This window comes from Candidatus Methylomirabilota bacterium (assembly GCA_036002485.1).
In the GTDB taxonomy this organism is placed as follows: Bacteria; Methylomirabilota; Methylomirabilia; order Rokubacteriales; family CSP1-6; genus AR37.
Genome location: DASYTI010000033.1, coordinates 13,559 through 29,062, shown reverse-complemented (window position 1 = coordinate 29,062; position 15,504 = coordinate 13,559). Strand labels below are relative to the sequence as shown.

At 67.2% G+C, this 15,504-nt stretch carries 19 protein-coding genes; 5 read left to right on the top strand and 14 right to left on the bottom strand.

The genetic code is table 11. From position 1 onward, the window contains the following. Window positions 1–62: 62 nt before the first annotated feature. From VGT00_03725 to senA, 4 genes are all read left to right on the top strand, one after another. Entirely contained in the window at window positions 63–257 is a 195-nt protein-coding gene (locus VGT00_03725) for a hypothetical protein (protein ID HEV8530508.1), read from the top strand. Window positions 258–376: 119 nt separating this feature from the next. After that, entirely contained in the window at window positions 377–580 is a 204-nt protein-coding gene (locus VGT00_03720; protein ID HEV8530507.1) for a rhodanese-like domain-containing protein, read from the top strand. 183 nt (window positions 581–763) lie between these two features. Further along, window positions 764–1,102, top strand: coding sequence for a CBS domain-containing protein (locus VGT00_03715; protein ID HEV8530506.1), 339 nt, complete (start codon window positions 764–766; stop codon window positions 1,100–1,102). Next, window positions 1,099–2,406 (top strand): selenoneine synthase SenA, encoded by a 1,308-nt coding sequence (gene senA / locus VGT00_03710; protein HEV8530505.1) that lies wholly within the window; start codon window positions 1,099–1,101, stop codon window positions 2,404–2,406. Before VGT00_03715 ends, senA begins: the two co-directional genes overlap by 4 nt. A gap of 27 nt (window positions 2,407–2,433) precedes the next feature. Here the strand turns inward: senA and chrA are convergent, their stop codons facing one another. From chrA to VGT00_03675, 7 genes are all read right to left on the bottom strand, one after another. Beyond that, entirely contained in the window at window positions 2,434–3,675 is a 1,242-nt protein-coding gene (gene chrA / locus VGT00_03705) for a chromate efflux transporter (GenBank protein ID HEV8530504.1), read from the bottom strand. Between the two features lie 91 nt (window positions 3,676–3,766). Next, window positions 3,767–4,762 carry a DUF4349 domain-containing protein gene (locus tag VGT00_03700; protein HEV8530503.1) on the bottom strand — a complete coding sequence of 332 codons (996 nt, stop codon included), beginning with the start codon at window positions 4,760–4,762 and terminating at the stop codon, window positions 3,767–3,769. A gap of 75 nt (window positions 4,763–4,837) precedes the next feature. After that, complete coding sequence (locus tag VGT00_03695) at window positions 4,838–5,947, bottom strand: enolase C-terminal domain-like protein (protein ID HEV8530502.1); 1,110 nt, start codon at window positions 5,945–5,947, stop codon at window positions 4,838–4,840. Between the two features lie 290 nt (window positions 5,948–6,237). Then, window positions 6,238–7,026, bottom strand: a complete 789-nt coding sequence (locus VGT00_03690) for an ABC transporter ATP-binding protein (protein ID HEV8530501.1) — start codon at window positions 7,024–7,026, stop codon at window positions 6,238–6,240. A 13-nt stretch (window positions 7,027–7,039) separates the two neighbouring features. Next, on the bottom strand, window positions 7,040–7,729 hold the full coding sequence (locus tag VGT00_03685) for an ABC transporter permease (protein ID HEV8530500.1): 690 nt from the start codon (window positions 7,727–7,729) through the stop codon (window positions 7,040–7,042). Between the two features lie 103 nt (window positions 7,730–7,832). Beyond that, window positions 7,833–8,783: an ABC transporter substrate-binding protein gene (locus VGT00_03680; protein ID HEV8530499.1), complete on the bottom strand. Its 951-nt coding sequence runs from the start codon at window positions 8,781–8,783 to the stop codon at window positions 7,833–7,835. 114 nt (window positions 8,784–8,897) lie between these two features. Beyond that, window positions 8,898–9,293, bottom strand: a complete 396-nt coding sequence (locus VGT00_03675; protein HEV8530498.1) for a hypothetical protein — start codon at window positions 9,291–9,293, stop codon at window positions 8,898–8,900. A 191-nt stretch (window positions 9,294–9,484) separates the two neighbouring features. Here VGT00_03675 and VGT00_03670 point away from each other — a divergent pair, with 191 nt between their 5' ends. Next, window positions 9,485–10,267 carry an SDR family NAD(P)-dependent oxidoreductase gene (locus VGT00_03670; GenBank protein HEV8530497.1) on the top strand — a complete coding sequence of 261 codons (783 nt, stop codon included), beginning with the start codon at window positions 9,485–9,487 and terminating at the stop codon, window positions 10,265–10,267. Between the two features lie 12 nt (window positions 10,268–10,279). Here the strand turns inward: VGT00_03670 and VGT00_03665 are convergent, their stop codons facing one another. The 7 genes from VGT00_03665 to VGT00_03635 form a co-directional block, all read right to left on the bottom strand. Further along, the gene (locus VGT00_03665) at window positions 10,280–10,696 is read right to left on the bottom strand and encodes a DUF1992 domain-containing protein (protein HEV8530496.1); all 417 of its coding nucleotides are present in this window, start codon (window positions 10,694–10,696) and stop codon (window positions 10,280–10,282) included. A 31-nt stretch (window positions 10,697–10,727) separates the two neighbouring features. Further along, the gene (locus VGT00_03660; GenBank protein ID HEV8530495.1) at window positions 10,728–11,618 is read right to left on the bottom strand and encodes an NAD(P)-dependent oxidoreductase; all 891 of its coding nucleotides are present in this window, start codon (window positions 11,616–11,618) and stop codon (window positions 10,728–10,730) included. Next, complete coding sequence (locus VGT00_03655) at window positions 11,615–12,106, bottom strand: RidA family protein (protein HEV8530494.1); 492 nt, start codon at window positions 12,104–12,106, stop codon at window positions 11,615–11,617. The genes VGT00_03660 and VGT00_03655 overlap by 4 nt, the downstream gene beginning before the upstream one ends. A gap of 119 nt (window positions 12,107–12,225) precedes the next feature. Continuing rightward, a complete protein-coding gene (locus tag VGT00_03650; GenBank protein ID HEV8530493.1) occupies window positions 12,226–12,930 on the bottom strand; it encodes an ABC transporter ATP-binding protein in 705 nt (234 codons plus the stop codon). A gap of 1 nt (window position 12,931) precedes the next feature. Then, on the bottom strand, window positions 12,932–13,651 hold the full coding sequence (locus VGT00_03645; GenBank protein HEV8530492.1) for an ABC transporter ATP-binding protein: 720 nt from the start codon (window positions 13,649–13,651) through the stop codon (window positions 12,932–12,934). Next, on the bottom strand, window positions 13,639–14,607 hold the full coding sequence (locus tag VGT00_03640; GenBank protein ID HEV8530491.1) for a branched-chain amino acid ABC transporter permease: 969 nt from the start codon (window positions 14,605–14,607) through the stop codon (window positions 13,639–13,641). Before VGT00_03640 ends, VGT00_03645 begins: the two co-directional genes overlap by 13 nt. Next, the gene (locus VGT00_03635; GenBank protein ID HEV8530490.1) at window positions 14,604–15,470 is read right to left on the bottom strand and encodes a branched-chain amino acid ABC transporter permease; all 867 of its coding nucleotides are present in this window, start codon (window positions 15,468–15,470) and stop codon (window positions 14,604–14,606) included. Before VGT00_03635 ends, VGT00_03640 begins: the two co-directional genes overlap by 4 nt. Between the last annotated feature and the right edge of the window lie 34 nt (window positions 15,471–15,504).

Below are 15,504 nucleotides of genomic sequence, written 5' to 3'. Positions count from 1 at the left end.
GCCTCGCCCACCACCCAAGGGAGAAGACCATCAGAACCCTGATCCTTGCCGCAACGATATTGGTGGCCGCCATGCTCGTGTCCGGATGTGGAACGGGGGGGATCTACGCAGAGCCGATCCTGTACTCGTGTGGATTTCTCGTGGGAGACACGGCGCAGGACCACTGCCACGTCAGCGTGTACCGCGTGGATCCTGCCCAACGCTCCGCCGAGCTCGTCGAGGAAATCTCGAGAGCGGAGCGGATCGAGACTCCATGAGGAGACGGACCGCCCGCCAGACATGACGCCAGGCTGACTCCACCGTCGAGATACCCGGGTCAGCCGACCTTGCCACGCCAGTTCCCTATGAATGTATACTCTCGTCATCGGGGAGGGTCATGGCAACGATCACCGATCGAGATGGAGTTCGGAAGCTCCTTGAGCAGGGGGCGCAGCTCGTCGAGGTGATGCCCGCGAAGGAGTACGAGGCCGAGCATATTCCGGGGGCCATTAGCATTCCCCTGAGGATGCTCGGTCGCAAGACGGTCCAGCCGCTCGACCCCAACCGCCCGGTCATCGTCTACTGCTGGGACTATCAGTGAGATCTGAGCGCCCGGGCCGCGTCGCGGCTCGCGAGCCTCGGCTTCAAGCAAGTTCACCGCTACCAGGCCGGCAAGGCTGACTGGTTCGCCACCGACCTGTCCCGTGAGGGCCGTGAAGCCCGCACGCCGCGGGTGGCGGATACGGCGAGGCGTGACGTCCCGACATGTCGGATCGATGAGCGCGTGGGCGACCTGGGGGAACGCGTGCGAGCGGGCGGCTGGGATCTGTGCGTCGTCATCGACCAGGAGCGAGTCGTGCTGGGCCTCGTTCTCGCCGAGGCGCTGAGCGCCGACCCCGCGACCCCCGTCGAGGAGGTCATGGACCCGGGTCCCGTCACCTTCAGACCGAATCTCCGAACCGGTGAGCTGCCTCACTACCTGACCAAGCATCGGATTCCCCGCGCGCTCGTGACAACTTCCGATGGCGTCTTGATCGGGCTCTTGCCGCTCGAGGACTTCGCTCGCCAGAGGCCGGGCGGCGCCGGCGGAGCGCGCCACGTCGGGGAATCGGCCCGCCCGTGACCGAATTCGTCTCCCGTCCGACCGCTGACGCTCTTCGCGGCATGCTTCTCGACGCGCGTAGCGTCGAGCTCGAGCTGGCGGAGGGGTTGACGGACGCTCAGATGCTGGGGGCCCGGCAGCATTTCGTCGAGCCCCCGATCTGGGAGATCGGGCACGTGGGCTGGTTTCAGGAGTACTGGATCTTGCGCCACCTCGATGGCGCGCAGGCCCTCCTGTCCGGCTCCGACGGGATCTATGATTCTTTCAACGTGTCCTACACCCGGCGTTGGGACCATCGCTTCCCGTCCCGGCCTGCCACCCTCGCCTACATTGCCGAGATCCTCCGCCGCACCCTGGGCCGGCTGGACTCGCGCGAGCCGAGCCCCGAGGAGACATACGTCTACACGCTGGCCGCGCTGCACGAAGACATGCACGCGGAGAATCTGACCCTGGTGCGGCAGACCCTCGGCTATCCGCGCCCCACCCTCTCGCGCCTCGATCCGAAGTGGGCGACCCCGCCGATCGATTTGGCCTACCGACCTCGCGACGTCGACCTGCCCGGAGGCACCTTCATGCTCGGGGCGAGACCGGACGAGCCCTTTGTCTTCGACAACGAGAAGTGGGCCCATCCCGTGGAGGTGGCTCCCTTTCGCATCGCCTCGACGCCGGTGACGAACGCCGAGTTCCAGGCATTCGTCGAAGACGACGGCTACCGCCGACGTGAGCTGTGGGGACGCCGAGGCTGGGACTGGCGCCGCCGCGAGCAGGCCGAGCACCCGCTGTTCTGGGTCCGCGGTGATGACCGGCGCTGGTACGAGTGCCAGTTCGGTCTCCCCGTTCCGCTCGGGCCGTGGCATCCGATCGTCCACGTCAACTGGTACGAGGCGGAAGCGTATTGCCGCTGGGCCGGGCGGCGCCTGCCCACCGAGGCGGAGTGGGAGATGGCGGCCACCCTCGATTCCGCCACGGGTGGCAAGCGGCGCTTCCCGTGGGGCGACGAGGCGCCCACGCCCGAGCGCGCCAATCTCGACTACCGGGCGGGCGGGACGATCGACGTGCGTGCGCTGCCGGACGGCGACAGCGCGGCCGGGTGCCGGCAGATGATCGGCAACACCTGGGAGTGGGTCGAGGACACCTTCCTGCCGTATCCGGGCTACGTCTGCGATCCCTACAAGGAGTACTCGCAGCCGTACTTCGGCCAGAAGAAGGTGCTCAAGGGCGGGGGCTGGACCACCCGCTCGCGCCTGATCCGGAGCACCTGGCGCAATTTCTACAAGCACCACCGCCGAAACATCTTCGCGGGATTCAGAACCGCGGCGAGGTGATGGGCGAGCTCATACGCAAGACGCTGCTCAGATTCGCGTCCAGATGAGCAGATGAGTGGCCGCCTTGAGTCCGGGGATGGAAGACAGGCGGCTCCGCAGCACGCCAAGGAGAGCGCCGGCGAGCATGGCCTTGAAGGCACCCAGCCGACCAAGGGCCAAGACGATGAGGGTGAGAGCGAAGATGGCGATGGCCATCGGATCGGGGAGCGCGTACGGGGCAAGACGGAGCAGAGACACCGCGAGGAGCCCGATGACGGCGGGGCCCATGCCTTTCATCATCGCCCTCGTCCACGCCAGCGTCCTGACGCGATCGAGCGCGGGGAGAATGGCCAGCATGAGGATGAAGGAGGGGAGAAAGGCGGCGGTGGCGGCCACGGTGGCTCCCGCGACGCCCGCCACCTTGTAACCGACATAGGCGGCCACCATCAGGACCGGTCCCGGCGTGAACTGGCCGAGGGCGAGGCCGTCGATAAACTCGCGCGGGGTCAGCCAATGAAACTGGCCGACCACCTGGTCCTGGATGAAGGCGATCATCGTCAAACCGCCGCCCACGGTGAAGGCGCCCACCGTGAAGAAGTACGTCGCGATATCCATGAGGCTGTCCGGCTTCGGGATGGTCCCCGAGACACCTCCTACGGAAACGGGAGTCAACCAACCAGCCGCCGAGACCACGGCGAGCGCGCAGATCAATGACACGGCGAGGATGACGGCCGGCCTTCTGGAGTGGAAGAGCAGCAATCCGGCCCCGCCGGCGAGGGCCAGGATGGCCGCGATCCCCAGCGGAGTTCCCACGGTGGCGAAGGCGGCCAGCACGGCGATGATCACCTGGGGAATGGTGCTCGCGGCCGTGCGCCCGAGCCGGTAGACGGCGACCGCGAAGATGGCCAGGACGACGGGGCCCAGGCCGTAGAGGGCGCCGCGCAAGAGGGGACTCGCTTCAAGGCTGGCATAGGCAATGGTCAGCAGGAGCATGACGAAGAACGCGGGCAGGACGAAGCAGAGCCCGCCGACCAGCCCACCCCACCAGCCACCACGGGCGTAGCCGAGGAAGATGCCCAGCTGGGTGGCCGTCGCCCCCGGCAGCATGTTCACCACGGAGAGTCCCTCGACGAACCGCTCCTTGGACACCCACTGTCGCTTTTGCTGCAGCTCCGTCTGCATGACGCCCATGATGGCGGGACCTCCATAGGAGGTCGCGCCGAGCTTGAGAAACGACGAGACGATCTCTTTCCAGCTCCCCGCGAAGTCGGCGCGTGTCGATCGGGTCATGTTCGTCACCTCCGGGCAGTCCGGGAATCGACGCTCGCCGTGAAATATACCCGAGCAAGGTGTCCACGCGAGGCCGCATTTGGAAAGTGGCTCACGCTCCTTCCAGGGGGGGTGGAGTCAGCGCGTTCGACCGTCGTCCCGTTCTGCGGCGATAGATCACCCAGGCGCAAAGCGCGGGGATGGCGAGCGGGCTCAGTTGGGCGGCCAGGACCGCGGCGGCGAGGGCCAAGGCGAACGCCGTCGACCACCCCTCGGCGAAGGCCTGCTTCACTTGCTCGACAAAGCGGGGGAACAGGCCGTCCGGGGGAACGACGAGTGGGGCTCGCACGAGGGCCACCTGGATGGTGGCGAGGTCGGTCCGGGCCTTGAGGAAGCGCAGGCGTCCTGCCGTGCGCTCGATCTCGCCGCGCACCCGCGCCAGCTCGTTCTCGAGGCTCAGCAGATCCTGGACTTTCTGGGCCTTGCCCATGAAGCTCAAGAGCTGCGCCTCGTGGCGCTCGAAGTTCCGGAGGCGCGCCTCGAGGTCGACGAATTCCTCGCTCACGTCCTGGCCGCCGATCGAGCGTCGCGTCACGCGCCCGACCCCATCGAGGCCGCCCAGCACCCGCGCGAAGTGCGCAGGCGGGATGTAGGCAGTGACGGTCGCCCGCGCCGTGCCTTTCTGGTCCACCTGGGTCTCGGTGGAGCTGATGAAGCCGCCGACCGACTCCACGACGCTGGTAAGCCGGGCCACGCCCTGCTCGACGTCGGCCAGCTCGACGTCGAGGGTCGCGCGCCGGATGATGCGGCGGCCCCAGCCATCGGACACGGCATCCGTCGCATTGGTCGGCGGCGAGGAAGAGGGCACGATGCCGCGACGGGACGCCACCATCCCTCCGAACGCTGCCTGCTCCTCGTCGAAGAGCCGGTTGGCCGGGCGGTAGACGGGTGGTGACGTGGCCGCGCGATGGGGTTCGAGAAACCGGAGACTCGCGACCGCCGTCACCGCAACGAGCGCGACGAAGAGCAGAGCGAGGCTCGGCCTCGAGCGAACAGCTTGGTACAGGGCGGTGCCGAATGAAGAAACGGGCTTCAGCCAGGATCGCATGGTGTGTCCTCCTCGCCCCTTAGACTGACGGGGAGGGAGGAAGTTCCGGCCGTCTCGCTTGCCCCGGGCGGTCGTTCAGGTCAGAACGGCGATCTTCTTCCGCTCGATGAGGCCGAAGTCGATGACGGCGCCGAGCCCGGGGCCCTTGAAGGCGTGGACCAGCCCCCCCTTGTCGATCTCGATGTCTTCGGCGAGCCCGTACTTCTGGGCCCCCGCGGGCAGGAGCACCTCGAAGAACTCGCAGTTCCCGATGGCCATGGTCACGTGGAGGTTGGCCACGTTGTTGAGGGAGTTGCCGCCGTGGTGGATCTCGAAGTTCATGTGGAAGGCCTCGGCGAGATGCGCGGCCTTCACGAGGGCGGTGATGCCCCCCTTCACGGCCACGTCGCCGCGGAGATAGTCCGTGGCCTGGTGAACGAGCCACGGCGCGTAGGCGGTGAGCCCGCCCGGCGAGTACTCGGTGGCCAGGATCGGGATGGCGAGGTGCTGCTTGAGCTTGACGTAGCTCAGCAGATCGTCATCGGCGAGCGGGTCCTCGTACCAGTGGAAGCCGAGCTCCTCGACGACCTTGCCCACGCGGAGGGCCTCCGGGTACTGGTAGGCCCAGGTCGAGTCGAGCATCACGGTGAAGCCCTCGCCCACGGCGCGGCGGACGGTGCGACAGACCTCGGCATCGACGACGGGATCGGTGGGCGGATGGATCTTGTAGGCCGTCCAGCCCTCGGCCTTGAAGCGGGCCGCTTCCTCCGCGTACGCCTCCTTGCTCGGCAGCACGGCCGAGCTCGCGTAGGCGGGAGCGCTCTCACGGTACGAGCCGAGCAGGCGGTAGATGGGCAGCCCCGCCACCTTGCCCGCGATGTCCCAGAGGGCCACGTCCATGGCCCCGATCGCGCGATAGGTGGTCTGGCGGTTCTTGTGCCACATCGCCTGGTACAGGCGCTCGCGCTCGAGCGGGTCCTGGTTGAGCACGACGGGCTTCAGGTACTGGATGAGCGATTGCCCGTCCATGTGCGCGCCGCGCATCGAGGAGCCGAGGAAGGCGTGGCCCTTGACGCCCTCGTCGGTCTCGATGGTCACGAGGCCGAGCTGGCTCTTGCCGCTGAACTTCCCGGTGTGCCGGCCGTACGTGGTGGCGGGAATATCGTCCCAGCCGAACAGCGTGAGATGGACGTCGGTGATCTTCATGGTGCAGGGAGACTATCACAAGTGCTGTCACGCCGGCCCCCTCACCATCTCAGCCCTCGCCTCGCGGCTTTGCCGCTCAGCTCGAACTGCGGCCCTCTCCCCCGCCGCGGGGGAGAGGGATTCTAAAATGAAGGAGAGGGTATGCTTACGAATCCCTCTCCCCTCTGGGGAGAGGGCCGCAGTTCGAGCCGAGACGCCCGCCTCGGGCGAAGAGGCGAGGACCGAGTAGGTGAGGGGCGAGGTTTGTCTCACGTCACTCCGACCGAGGACGAAGGTTGAGCTGGTACTCGCTATGCTCCCATCTCGACCGCGCGGATGGACTCGATGCGGATCTCCTCGGTGAGGCGCGCCTTGTACGCGGAGAACTCGGGCGTGGTCTTGACCGTGTAGTGGCGCGGGTGGGGCAGATCGATCGCGATGTCGCTCTTGATCCGTCCCGGGCGGGCGGTCATGACGGCGACGCGGTTGGCGATGAAGATGGCCTCCTCGATGTCGTGGGTCACGAAGAGGACGGTCTTGCGGTCGGCCTCCCAGATCCCGAGCAAGAGCTCTTGCATGAGGGCACGGGTCTGGTTGTCCAGGGCCCCGAAGGGCTCGTCGAGCAGGAGCACCTTCGGATCATTGGCGAGGGCCCGGGCCAGCGCGGTCCGCTGCTGCATGCCTCCCGAGAGCATTCGCGGATAGTGGTGCTCGAAGCCGCCCAGGCCCACGCGCTCGATGTAGTGCGCGATGATGCGCCGGCGCTCGGCGGCGGCCGTGCCCTTCTCGCGCAGACCGAACCCGATATTCTCCTCGACGGTGAGCCAGGGGAAGAGGGTGTAGGACTGGAACACCATGCCGCGATCGGCGCCCGGTCCGGTCACGGGCTCGCCGTCGAGGAGCACGTGTCCCGTGGTGGGGTGATCGAGCCCGGCCACGATGCGCAGCAGCGTCGATTTGCCGCAGCCGGACGGTCCGAGCAGGCAGATGAAGTCGTTGTCGGCGACGCGGAGTGAGGTCGGCTCGATGGCCCGCGTCGGCGGCCCGCCGCGCACGCCCGGAAAAGTCCGGCTCAGCTCCTCGATGAAGAGGGTGGGCACGCGGCTCTCGCGCTCAGGCCAGGCTCCAGGGGAACAGCCGCTGGTTCAGCGTCTTGAAGAGGTAGTCCGAGACGAGCCCGATCACGCCGATGACCACGATGCCGAAGATGATCTGGCCCGTGTCGAGCAGGGCCTGGCTGTCGGTGATCATGTGTCCGATGCCGCTGGAGGCCCCGATCAGCTCGGCCACGATGACATAGGTCCACGCCCAGCCGAGGACCAGGCGCAGCGACTCGGCGATGTCCGGCGCGCTCGAGGGCAGGAGCACGCGCCGGACGATGCCCCCCGCGCTCGCCCCCAGGGTGTAGGCGGCCTCGACGAGGTCGCGCCGGGTCGAGCCCACGATGACGGCGACCATGAGCACGATCTGAAAGAACGAGCCGATGAAGATGACGGCGAGCTTTTCCTTCTCGCCGATGCCCGCCCAGAGGATGAGGAGCGGGATGAAGCCCGAGGCGGGCAGGTAGCGCGCGAAGGAGATGAAGGGCTCGAAGAAAGCCTCGATCGGCTTGTAGGCGCCCATCGCCGCGCCCAGGGGCACGCCGATGACGGTGGCGATGACGAAGCCCCCCACCACGCGCCAGATGGTGACGCCGATGTCGACATAGAAGCCGTGGAGGACGAGGAGCCGCCAGCCCGAGAGGACCATGGTGATCGGGTCGGCCAGGAAGGTCTTGTTGACGAAGCCGCCGAGGGTGGCCACGCCCCACCCGAGGAAGAACAAGGCGAAGAAGGCGAGGCCGAGGGTGATCTTGGCCGCCCGCGAGACGGGGACGAGCGGCGTCAGCGTCGGGCCCGCCCGCCGCTCACTTGATGAAGCGCGTGTCGATGGTCAAGGCGATGTCCGGCTGCGTCTTGATGATGCCGAGCTCGAGGAGCAGGTCGGTGGCCTCCTTGCTGAAGGCCTGGATCTCTCCCGCGAAGAACTTGCGGTTGGCCTCGCGGTTCTGCCAGCGGAGATACGACTGCGACTTCTCGAACTGCTCGCCCGTCTGCTTGACCACGGCGCCCATGATCTCGAAGCTCTTCTTCGGCTCGCGCCCGATCAGCTCGACGGCCTCGAAGTAGCTGTCCACCATGCTCTGGACGAGCTTGGGGTTCTCCTGGATGAACTTCGGGGTGCAGCCGAAGGTGTCCATGACCATCGGATAGTCGAGGGTGGTCGCGATGATCTTGCCCGCCTCTGGCTTGTCGCGGACGCCGGAGAGATACGGCTCGTAGGTCATGGCCGCGTCGTTCTGCCCCGCGATGAAAGCCTGGGCGGCGGGGCCGGGCTCGAGGGTGGCGATGGTCACGTCCTTGACGGAGAGCCCGTTCTTCTTGAGCATCCAGGCGAGCGTGAAGTAGGGTGCCGTCCCCGGGGCCGATGCGGCCACCGTCTTGCCCTTGAGGTCCGCGATCCTGGCGATGTTGTTGCGCACCACCATGCCGTCCGCCCCGTACGACTTGTCGAGCTGGACGACCTGCCGGGTGGCCACGCCGTTGGCGTTCCAGAGGATCCACGTCTCCACCGTGGTCGCCGCGCACTGCACGTCGCCCGAGGCGATGGCCAGATGGCGGTCCTTCTGCGGGATGAACTTGATGGTGACGTCGACGCCGTTCTTCTTGAAGATACCGGTTTTCTCCGCGAGGGACAGCGGGGCGAAGCCCGTCCACCCACTCATGGCCACAGTGACCTTGGGCAGATCTTGAGCGGGAGCGAGGGCGACACCCGCGAGGGCGAGGAGTCCCGCGATGAGGCATGTGACGGAGCGCATGGGCTTCCCTCCTGAACGATTCATGGGCACAGGCACACCGGGCCGGCTCGATCGTGCTACGCCGTTCACGGCGCCCCGAGAATACTACAGCGCGCGGAGAAGGGAGGCGGGAGGCTAGTCGACCCTCTTGGTCATCCGGAAGCGAAGGTTTGGGTTGCCTGGATTGATCATCATGCCTTCTATGGAGGCGCCGGCCATCCGTCCCCAGAGAACGATCTGGCATGTCGGAGCTTCCTCGCCCCAGGGCGTGACATGACAGCCGTTGGCGGGCGTCATCTCCACGCCGTCGCAGAGAAGCGTCCTGTCTCTCACCGTGTAGTGGCCCGAGTATCGGTAGAGCGAATCGCCGCCCGAGAGAGAGCGGTCCTCGTCGAGGGTGATCACCCCCTGGTTCCTGTCTCCCCTCCACGTGAGGTAGTCGATCGTCCACGTGCCCTGCCAGTCGCCTGCCTGCGGCATGGCCTCGGCTCCTTTCTGGCTCAGCGGATCATAGTAGCTACCATACAGCATCTTGGGCGTCTTCCGTCAATGGAACCCTATATCTTGTAGGCAAAGGGGGACAGGCCGGGGCGAGCCAAGCGGCATTACCTGCTGTCGCCTCTCGCGTACACTCCCCGAGGAGGCGCCGGCCTGACCTGGCCAGGGCCCGGTCGGGTGCCCTCCGAGATCGACAACCATCAAGATCAACGGGGAGGTTCTGCATGGGCTTGCTCGAGGGAAAGGTCGCTATCATCACGGGAGCGTCCAAGGGCATCGGGCGCGTCATGAGCCTGCGCTTCGCGCGCGAGGGGGCCAGCGTGGTCTGTGCCGCCCGCTCGGCCGATCTCGTCAGGGAGACGGCGGCGCAGGTGAGCGCGGCGGGCGGCAAGGCCATCGCGGTGGTGGGCGACGCCGCCATCGAGGCCGACGTGCGACGCCTCGTCGCCGAGAGCCTCAAAGCGTTCGGGAAGATCGACGTCCTCGTGAACAATGCGGGCGACGGCGGAGCCACCAAGCCCGTGCAGGACTATTCGATGGAGGACTGGCGCTACACCATCGACTCCTGTCTCACCAGCTCCTACCTCTGCACCCGCTTCGTGGTGCCGGAGATGATCAAGGCGGGGGGCGGCGCCATCGTGAACATCTCCTCGGGGGCGGGCCGGCGCGGCCTGCCCTACCGCATCGGCTACTGCTCGGCCAAGGCGGGGCAGGTGGGCATGACGTATGGCATGGCCCTCGAGCTGGCGCCCCACGGGATCCGCGTCAACTGCGTCGCTCCCGGCGCGGTGGATGGCGATCGCATCGACCGGGTCATCGCGGGCCAGGCTGAGGTCAAGGGGATCTCCGTGGAAGCCCAGCGCAAGTCGATGATCGAGCGCATGCCGCTGAGGCGTTTCGTGACGGCCGAGGACATCGTCGACGCCACGCTGTTCCTCGCCAGCGACATGTCGCGGAGCGTCTCCGGCCAGGTCGTGGCCGTCAATGCCGGCGAGCCCGCGGGCTGAGGGAGAGCGCTCCTAGCTGGAGGAGCGTTCGATCGGCGAGCGGGCGCGCCACTCCGCCACGACGGCCTCGACATCCAGAGGGCCCAGGCGAGAGGGAGGCCCTTCGGCGCCTCGTGAGTTCACCTTGGCGATCTCGGCGTTGAGGGTCTGCAGCCGCCGCCTGACCTCGGCTTCGTCACGTAGCCGCGGGAGCGCCGCCAGCTCGGTTTCGACTTTTCGCAGAAGCTCGAGCGCCGTGGGCAACGCCGATATCTGCTCTCTCTGCATGAGCTTCTTCTGCCACCACAGGGGATCATAGGGCGCCGTGAGATCGGGCAATGGCTTGCCCGCCCCGGGAAGGTGATCGAATTCGCCCTCTTCCCGGGCGCGCTGAATCTGCTGCTCGATCCACGACTCCCACGAGGTGCCCGGAGGCTTGCGCTCGGTCATCGCCCTCGTCTCCCCTCTCAGGATAGCAGAATCATTCCTTCTTGCTCGGGGGGAGGCCGGAAAGATTCGCCAGCGCGTCGAACATCACCGCGAAGTCGTACTGAGCGAGTCCGAGACCACGCGCCATGTTGAGCACCTCGTGGGTGAGGGTCGTCGAGGGCATGGTCACGCCGGAGGTGTGGGCGAGGTCGAGGGCCAGGCGCAAGTCCTTCTGCATCATGTTGACGTCGAAGAGCGCCTCGGCGGGCATGCCGAGAACGAAGGGACCGCGGTACTTGACCATTGGCGAGGCGACCACGCTCTTCATGAGCGCCTCGACGGCCCGCTCGCGCGCGATGCCGGCCTTCTCGGCGAGCAAGACGGCTTCAGAGAAGGCGAGCATCTGGACGGCCAGCCCGAGATTGACGGCGATCTTCATGGTCACGGCAAGGCCCAGCGGGCCCACATGGGTGATGGTCGGGCCGATGGCGAGGAGATAGGGGCGCACGCGCTCGAGGACGGACGGCTCGCCGCCGACCATGAAGGCGAGCTGGCCGGCCTCCAGAGTGATGGCGCTGCCTGACACCGGGGCATCGAGCATGGCCGCCCCGCGCGCGGCAACCTCGCCACCGAGCCGGCGCGTCAGATCTGGGCTGACCGTGCTCATCTCGACATAGATCTTGCCCGGCCCGAGGCCGGCCAGAATCCCATCGGGCCCGCTCGTCACCGCCTCGAGCGCCGCCGAGTCGGTGACCATGGTGAAGATCACGTCCGCTTGTTCCGCCACCTCGCGCGGGGATTTCGCGAGGTGCATGCCGGCATCCACGAGCCCCTGGGCCTTGGCGGCGGTGCGGTTGTAGCCCACGAGGGGCAAGCGGGCGTCGAGCAGCCGCTTGGCCATCCGTCCGCCCATGGCGCCCAGCCCGACAAAGCCAAGCGTCACTGGCGTCGTCCTTTCGGAGCGCGTCGCGCGATCCGGCGTCTGCGGGGCTTCTCGGGTGGCGCGGAGTCGGCGACGGCGATGGCGCTGATCTCGATCTTGCAGTTGCGATGGGTGGCGAGCCTCGAGACCTCCACGGTGGTCGTGGTCGGCAGGTGCCCGGCCAGATAATCGGCCCAGACCCGGTTGAGATCGTCCTGCTCGCTCACGTCGGTGAGATAGCGCGTGGCGGACACCATGTCGCCCAGCGTGCAGCCCGCAGCCTCGAGCGTCTTTTTCAGGTTCTCCATGGCGAGCACGGCCTGCTCGCGCATGGTCTGGGGCAGGTCGAACTCCTCCTCGCGGTGCGGATGGCTGTGGTAGACGGGCGCCGCGGTGACACCCGAGAGGAAGACCAGGCTCCCGCGGCGGACGAGCAGGGCCGGCGCGTAGGGCATCATCACGTCCCGTCGGCGGTCGGCGTGGTGCAGGGGGCGCACGTCTTTGGCCATGACCCCGGCATGATTCCCGTTCCCGGGCATCACGTCAAGCCATTCCCAGCCCCATCACGGAGCCGTGGGGGGGTCTGGGGGAGGAGCGTGGCTCGCTCCCCCCCAGAACCGAAGAAGACTCAGAGCCCGAGATAGGCTTCGCGCACACGCGCGCTCGCCAGCAGATCCTGACCCGTCCCTGACAGGACCATCCGGCCCGACTCGAGGACGAAGCCCCGGTGGGCAAGAGCAAGGGCATGCTCGATGTTCTGCTCGACCAGAAGCACCGTCACGCCGGCCCGGTTGATGTCTCCGATCACGCGGAACATCTCCTCGACCATGATGGGGGCGAGCCCGAGCGATGGCTCGTCGAGCATGAGGAGGCGAGGGCCGGCCATGAGTCCTCGGCCGATGGCGACCATCTGCTGCTCGCCGCCCGAGAGGGTGCCCGCGAGCTGTCGGCGGCGCTCGGCCAGCGTCGGGAAGATCGCGAAGACCTCCTCGAGCCGGCGAGGGCGCTCGGGCCGGGCCGTGCGCGGGTAACCCCCGATCAGGAGGTTGTCGAGCACGGTCATCTCGGGGAAGAGCTTCCGCCCCTCCGGCACGTGCACGAGGCCCAGCTCCACGATTTCCGCGGGGGAGAGGTGGTCGAGCCGGCGCTCGTCCAGGGACATCTGCCCCCTCTGGGGGCGAAGGAGGCCGGAGAGAGTCTTGAGCGTGGTGGTCTTGCCGGCGCCGTTTGCGCCCACCAGGGCGACGATCTCACCTTCCGAAATCTCGAACGTCACACCCCAGAGCGCTTGGATCTTGCCATAGGCGACCTCGAGGTCTTCCACACGCAGCATGTCAGCTTCTCCGCGTGCCGAGGTAGGCCGCGATCACGCTCGGGTCCTGGACCACGCGATCCGGCGCGCCATCCGCGATCTTCTCCCCGTGGTGAATCACCACCACGCGATCGGAGATGCGCATGATGGCCTTCATCACGTGCTCGACGAGGACGACGGCGACGCCGTCGGCGCGTATCCCCTTGACGAGAGCTGACGCCTCGTCCACCTCGCGAGGATTGAGGCCTCCCATGGGCTCGTCGAGGAGAAGGACCCTCGGGCGGGTGGCCAGGGCCCGCGCGATCTCGAGGCGCTTCTGCCCGCTCAGGGTGAGATCGGCGGCGGGGGTGCCCAGCCGGTCTCCCAGTCCCACGCGTTCCAGGAGGCCAGAGGCCACAGCTTCCGCGCGCCGCCGTGTCCGCTCGTGGGTGAAAGCGGCCAGGGTGACGTTCTCTCTCACGGAGAGCTTGGGGAAAGGCTTCACCACCTGGAAGGTCCGGGCAATGCCCTGCCGGATGACGGCATGAGGCCGCAGGCCGACGATGCTCCGTCGCTCGATTAGTATCTGACCCGATGTCGGGCGCAGGAAGCCGGTGATCAAGTTGAAGACCGTGGTCTTGCCCGCGCCATTGGGCCCGATGAGCCCCAGAATCTCCCCGCCCTCGACCTGGAAGGAGAAGCCGGCCACGGCGCGGAGACCGCCGAAGTCGCGGGTCAGATCGATGACGGTCAGGAGCGCCAAGGCTCGGCTCTCGGACGGCCCGCCAAGGCGCGCCGCAGACTGCCCCATATCCCTTCGGGCAGATAACGGATCGCGAGCATCATGAACAGCCCGTAGAAGATCAGGTGGCCGACCTGGAAGCGCTCGCGGAACAGCTCGCCGATGCTGGTGAGGAACACGGCCCCGATCACCGGGCCCACCACGGTGGAAAGCCCGCCCACCACCGCGATGAAGACCATCTCCACGGAGAGCGCGATGGGAAACACGGCATCCGGGTCCACGTAACGGTAGTAGAAGCCGTAGAAGCCGCCCCCCAGCCCCGTGAAGAAGGCGGAGAGGGCGAGGGTGAGCACCTTGGCTCGCACCGTGTCGATCCCGATTGCCTCCGCGGCGTCTTCATCTTCGCGGATGGCCACCAGATAGGCGCCCAGCCTCGCGCGTGAGAGTTGCCGGGTCGCGGCCATGGCCAGCGCGGCCAGAGCGGCGATGACGCAATAGAAAGGGAGCTTGCTCTCCCAGTTGATGACCCGCCCGCCCAGGGCCACGCTCGGCAGCCCCGTGATCAAGAGACCCACGGGACCGTTGGTGAGCGCTTCCCAGTTGAGGGCCACCAGTCTCACGATCTCCGCCACCGCGAGGGTGGACAGCGAGAAGTAAGGCCCCCGGAGGCGGAAACAGATCAGTCCGATGGGCAGCGAGACGAGCATCGCCGCGAGGCCGCCCAGGGCCAGCCCGTACCACGGGGCCAGGCCGAGGCGGAGGTAGAGCAGCATGGTGGCGTAGGCGCCCACTCCGAAGAAGGTCGCGTGCCCGAAAGAGACCTGGCCCGCGAAGCCGCCGAGGAGATTCCACGACGCGCCGAGCAGCGTCCACAGCAGCATGGTGATGCCCAGGTGGAGGAGGAAAGAGTTTGCCGTGAGCAACGGCGGTGCCATCATGAGGATGACGACGAGGGCGACGGCGGCCGCGCGGCTCACGATTTGCCGACGCCGAAGAGGCCCGAGGGGCGGAAGAGCAGCACGAGCAGGAAGATGACGAAGCCGATGGTGTCCTTGTAGGCCACGGAGACGTACACGGCGCCCAGTGACTCGACGAGGCCGAGGAGGATCCCTCCCGCGATGGCTCCGGCCACGGAGCCGAGGCCGCCGAGAACCACGATGACGAAGCATTTGGCGATGAGGATCTCTCCCACCGTCGGGTAGAGGTACAGCGAAGGCGCCAGGAGGATTCCCGCGGCCCCGGCGAGGGCACTCCCCAGACCGAAGGTGACCATGCTGACGCGCCCGGCGTCGATCCCCATCAAGGCCGCCGCCTCGGGGTTCTGACTGGTGGCGCGGATGGCGCGGCCGAGGTCGGTACGAGCGAGGAAGAGGTAGAGGGCCAGCGTGATGGCGGTGGCCAGGGCGAAAGCGAGGGCCAGGGGGATCGGCACGGCGATGCCGAACGGTCGGAGAGGCGTGATCGCGTAGGGCAGCTTGATCGTGCGGTAGTCGCCCGTCCACGAGAAGAGCGCGACGTTGGCGATGAGAAGAGAGAAGCCCGCCGTGTAGAGCAGGGTATTGAGCTCTCCCCCGGGGATGATCGAGCGCAGGAGGAAGCGATAGACGAGCGTCCCCCCCAGGAACATGAGGGGAACCCAGAGCACGAGGGAGATGAAGGGATCGATCCGCCACAGGACGTGGCTCCAGAAGGCCCCGTACATGCCGAGCATCACGAGGTCGCCGTGGGCCAGGTTGATGATGCGCATGACGCCGAAGACCACGGTCAGCCCCACGCCGATCATGGCGTAGAGCGAGCCGGTCAGAACGCCGCTGACCAGACTCTGAAAGAAGGTGTCCACGACGATGGTCCGCCCTCCGCCTGCTTCTCGGCCG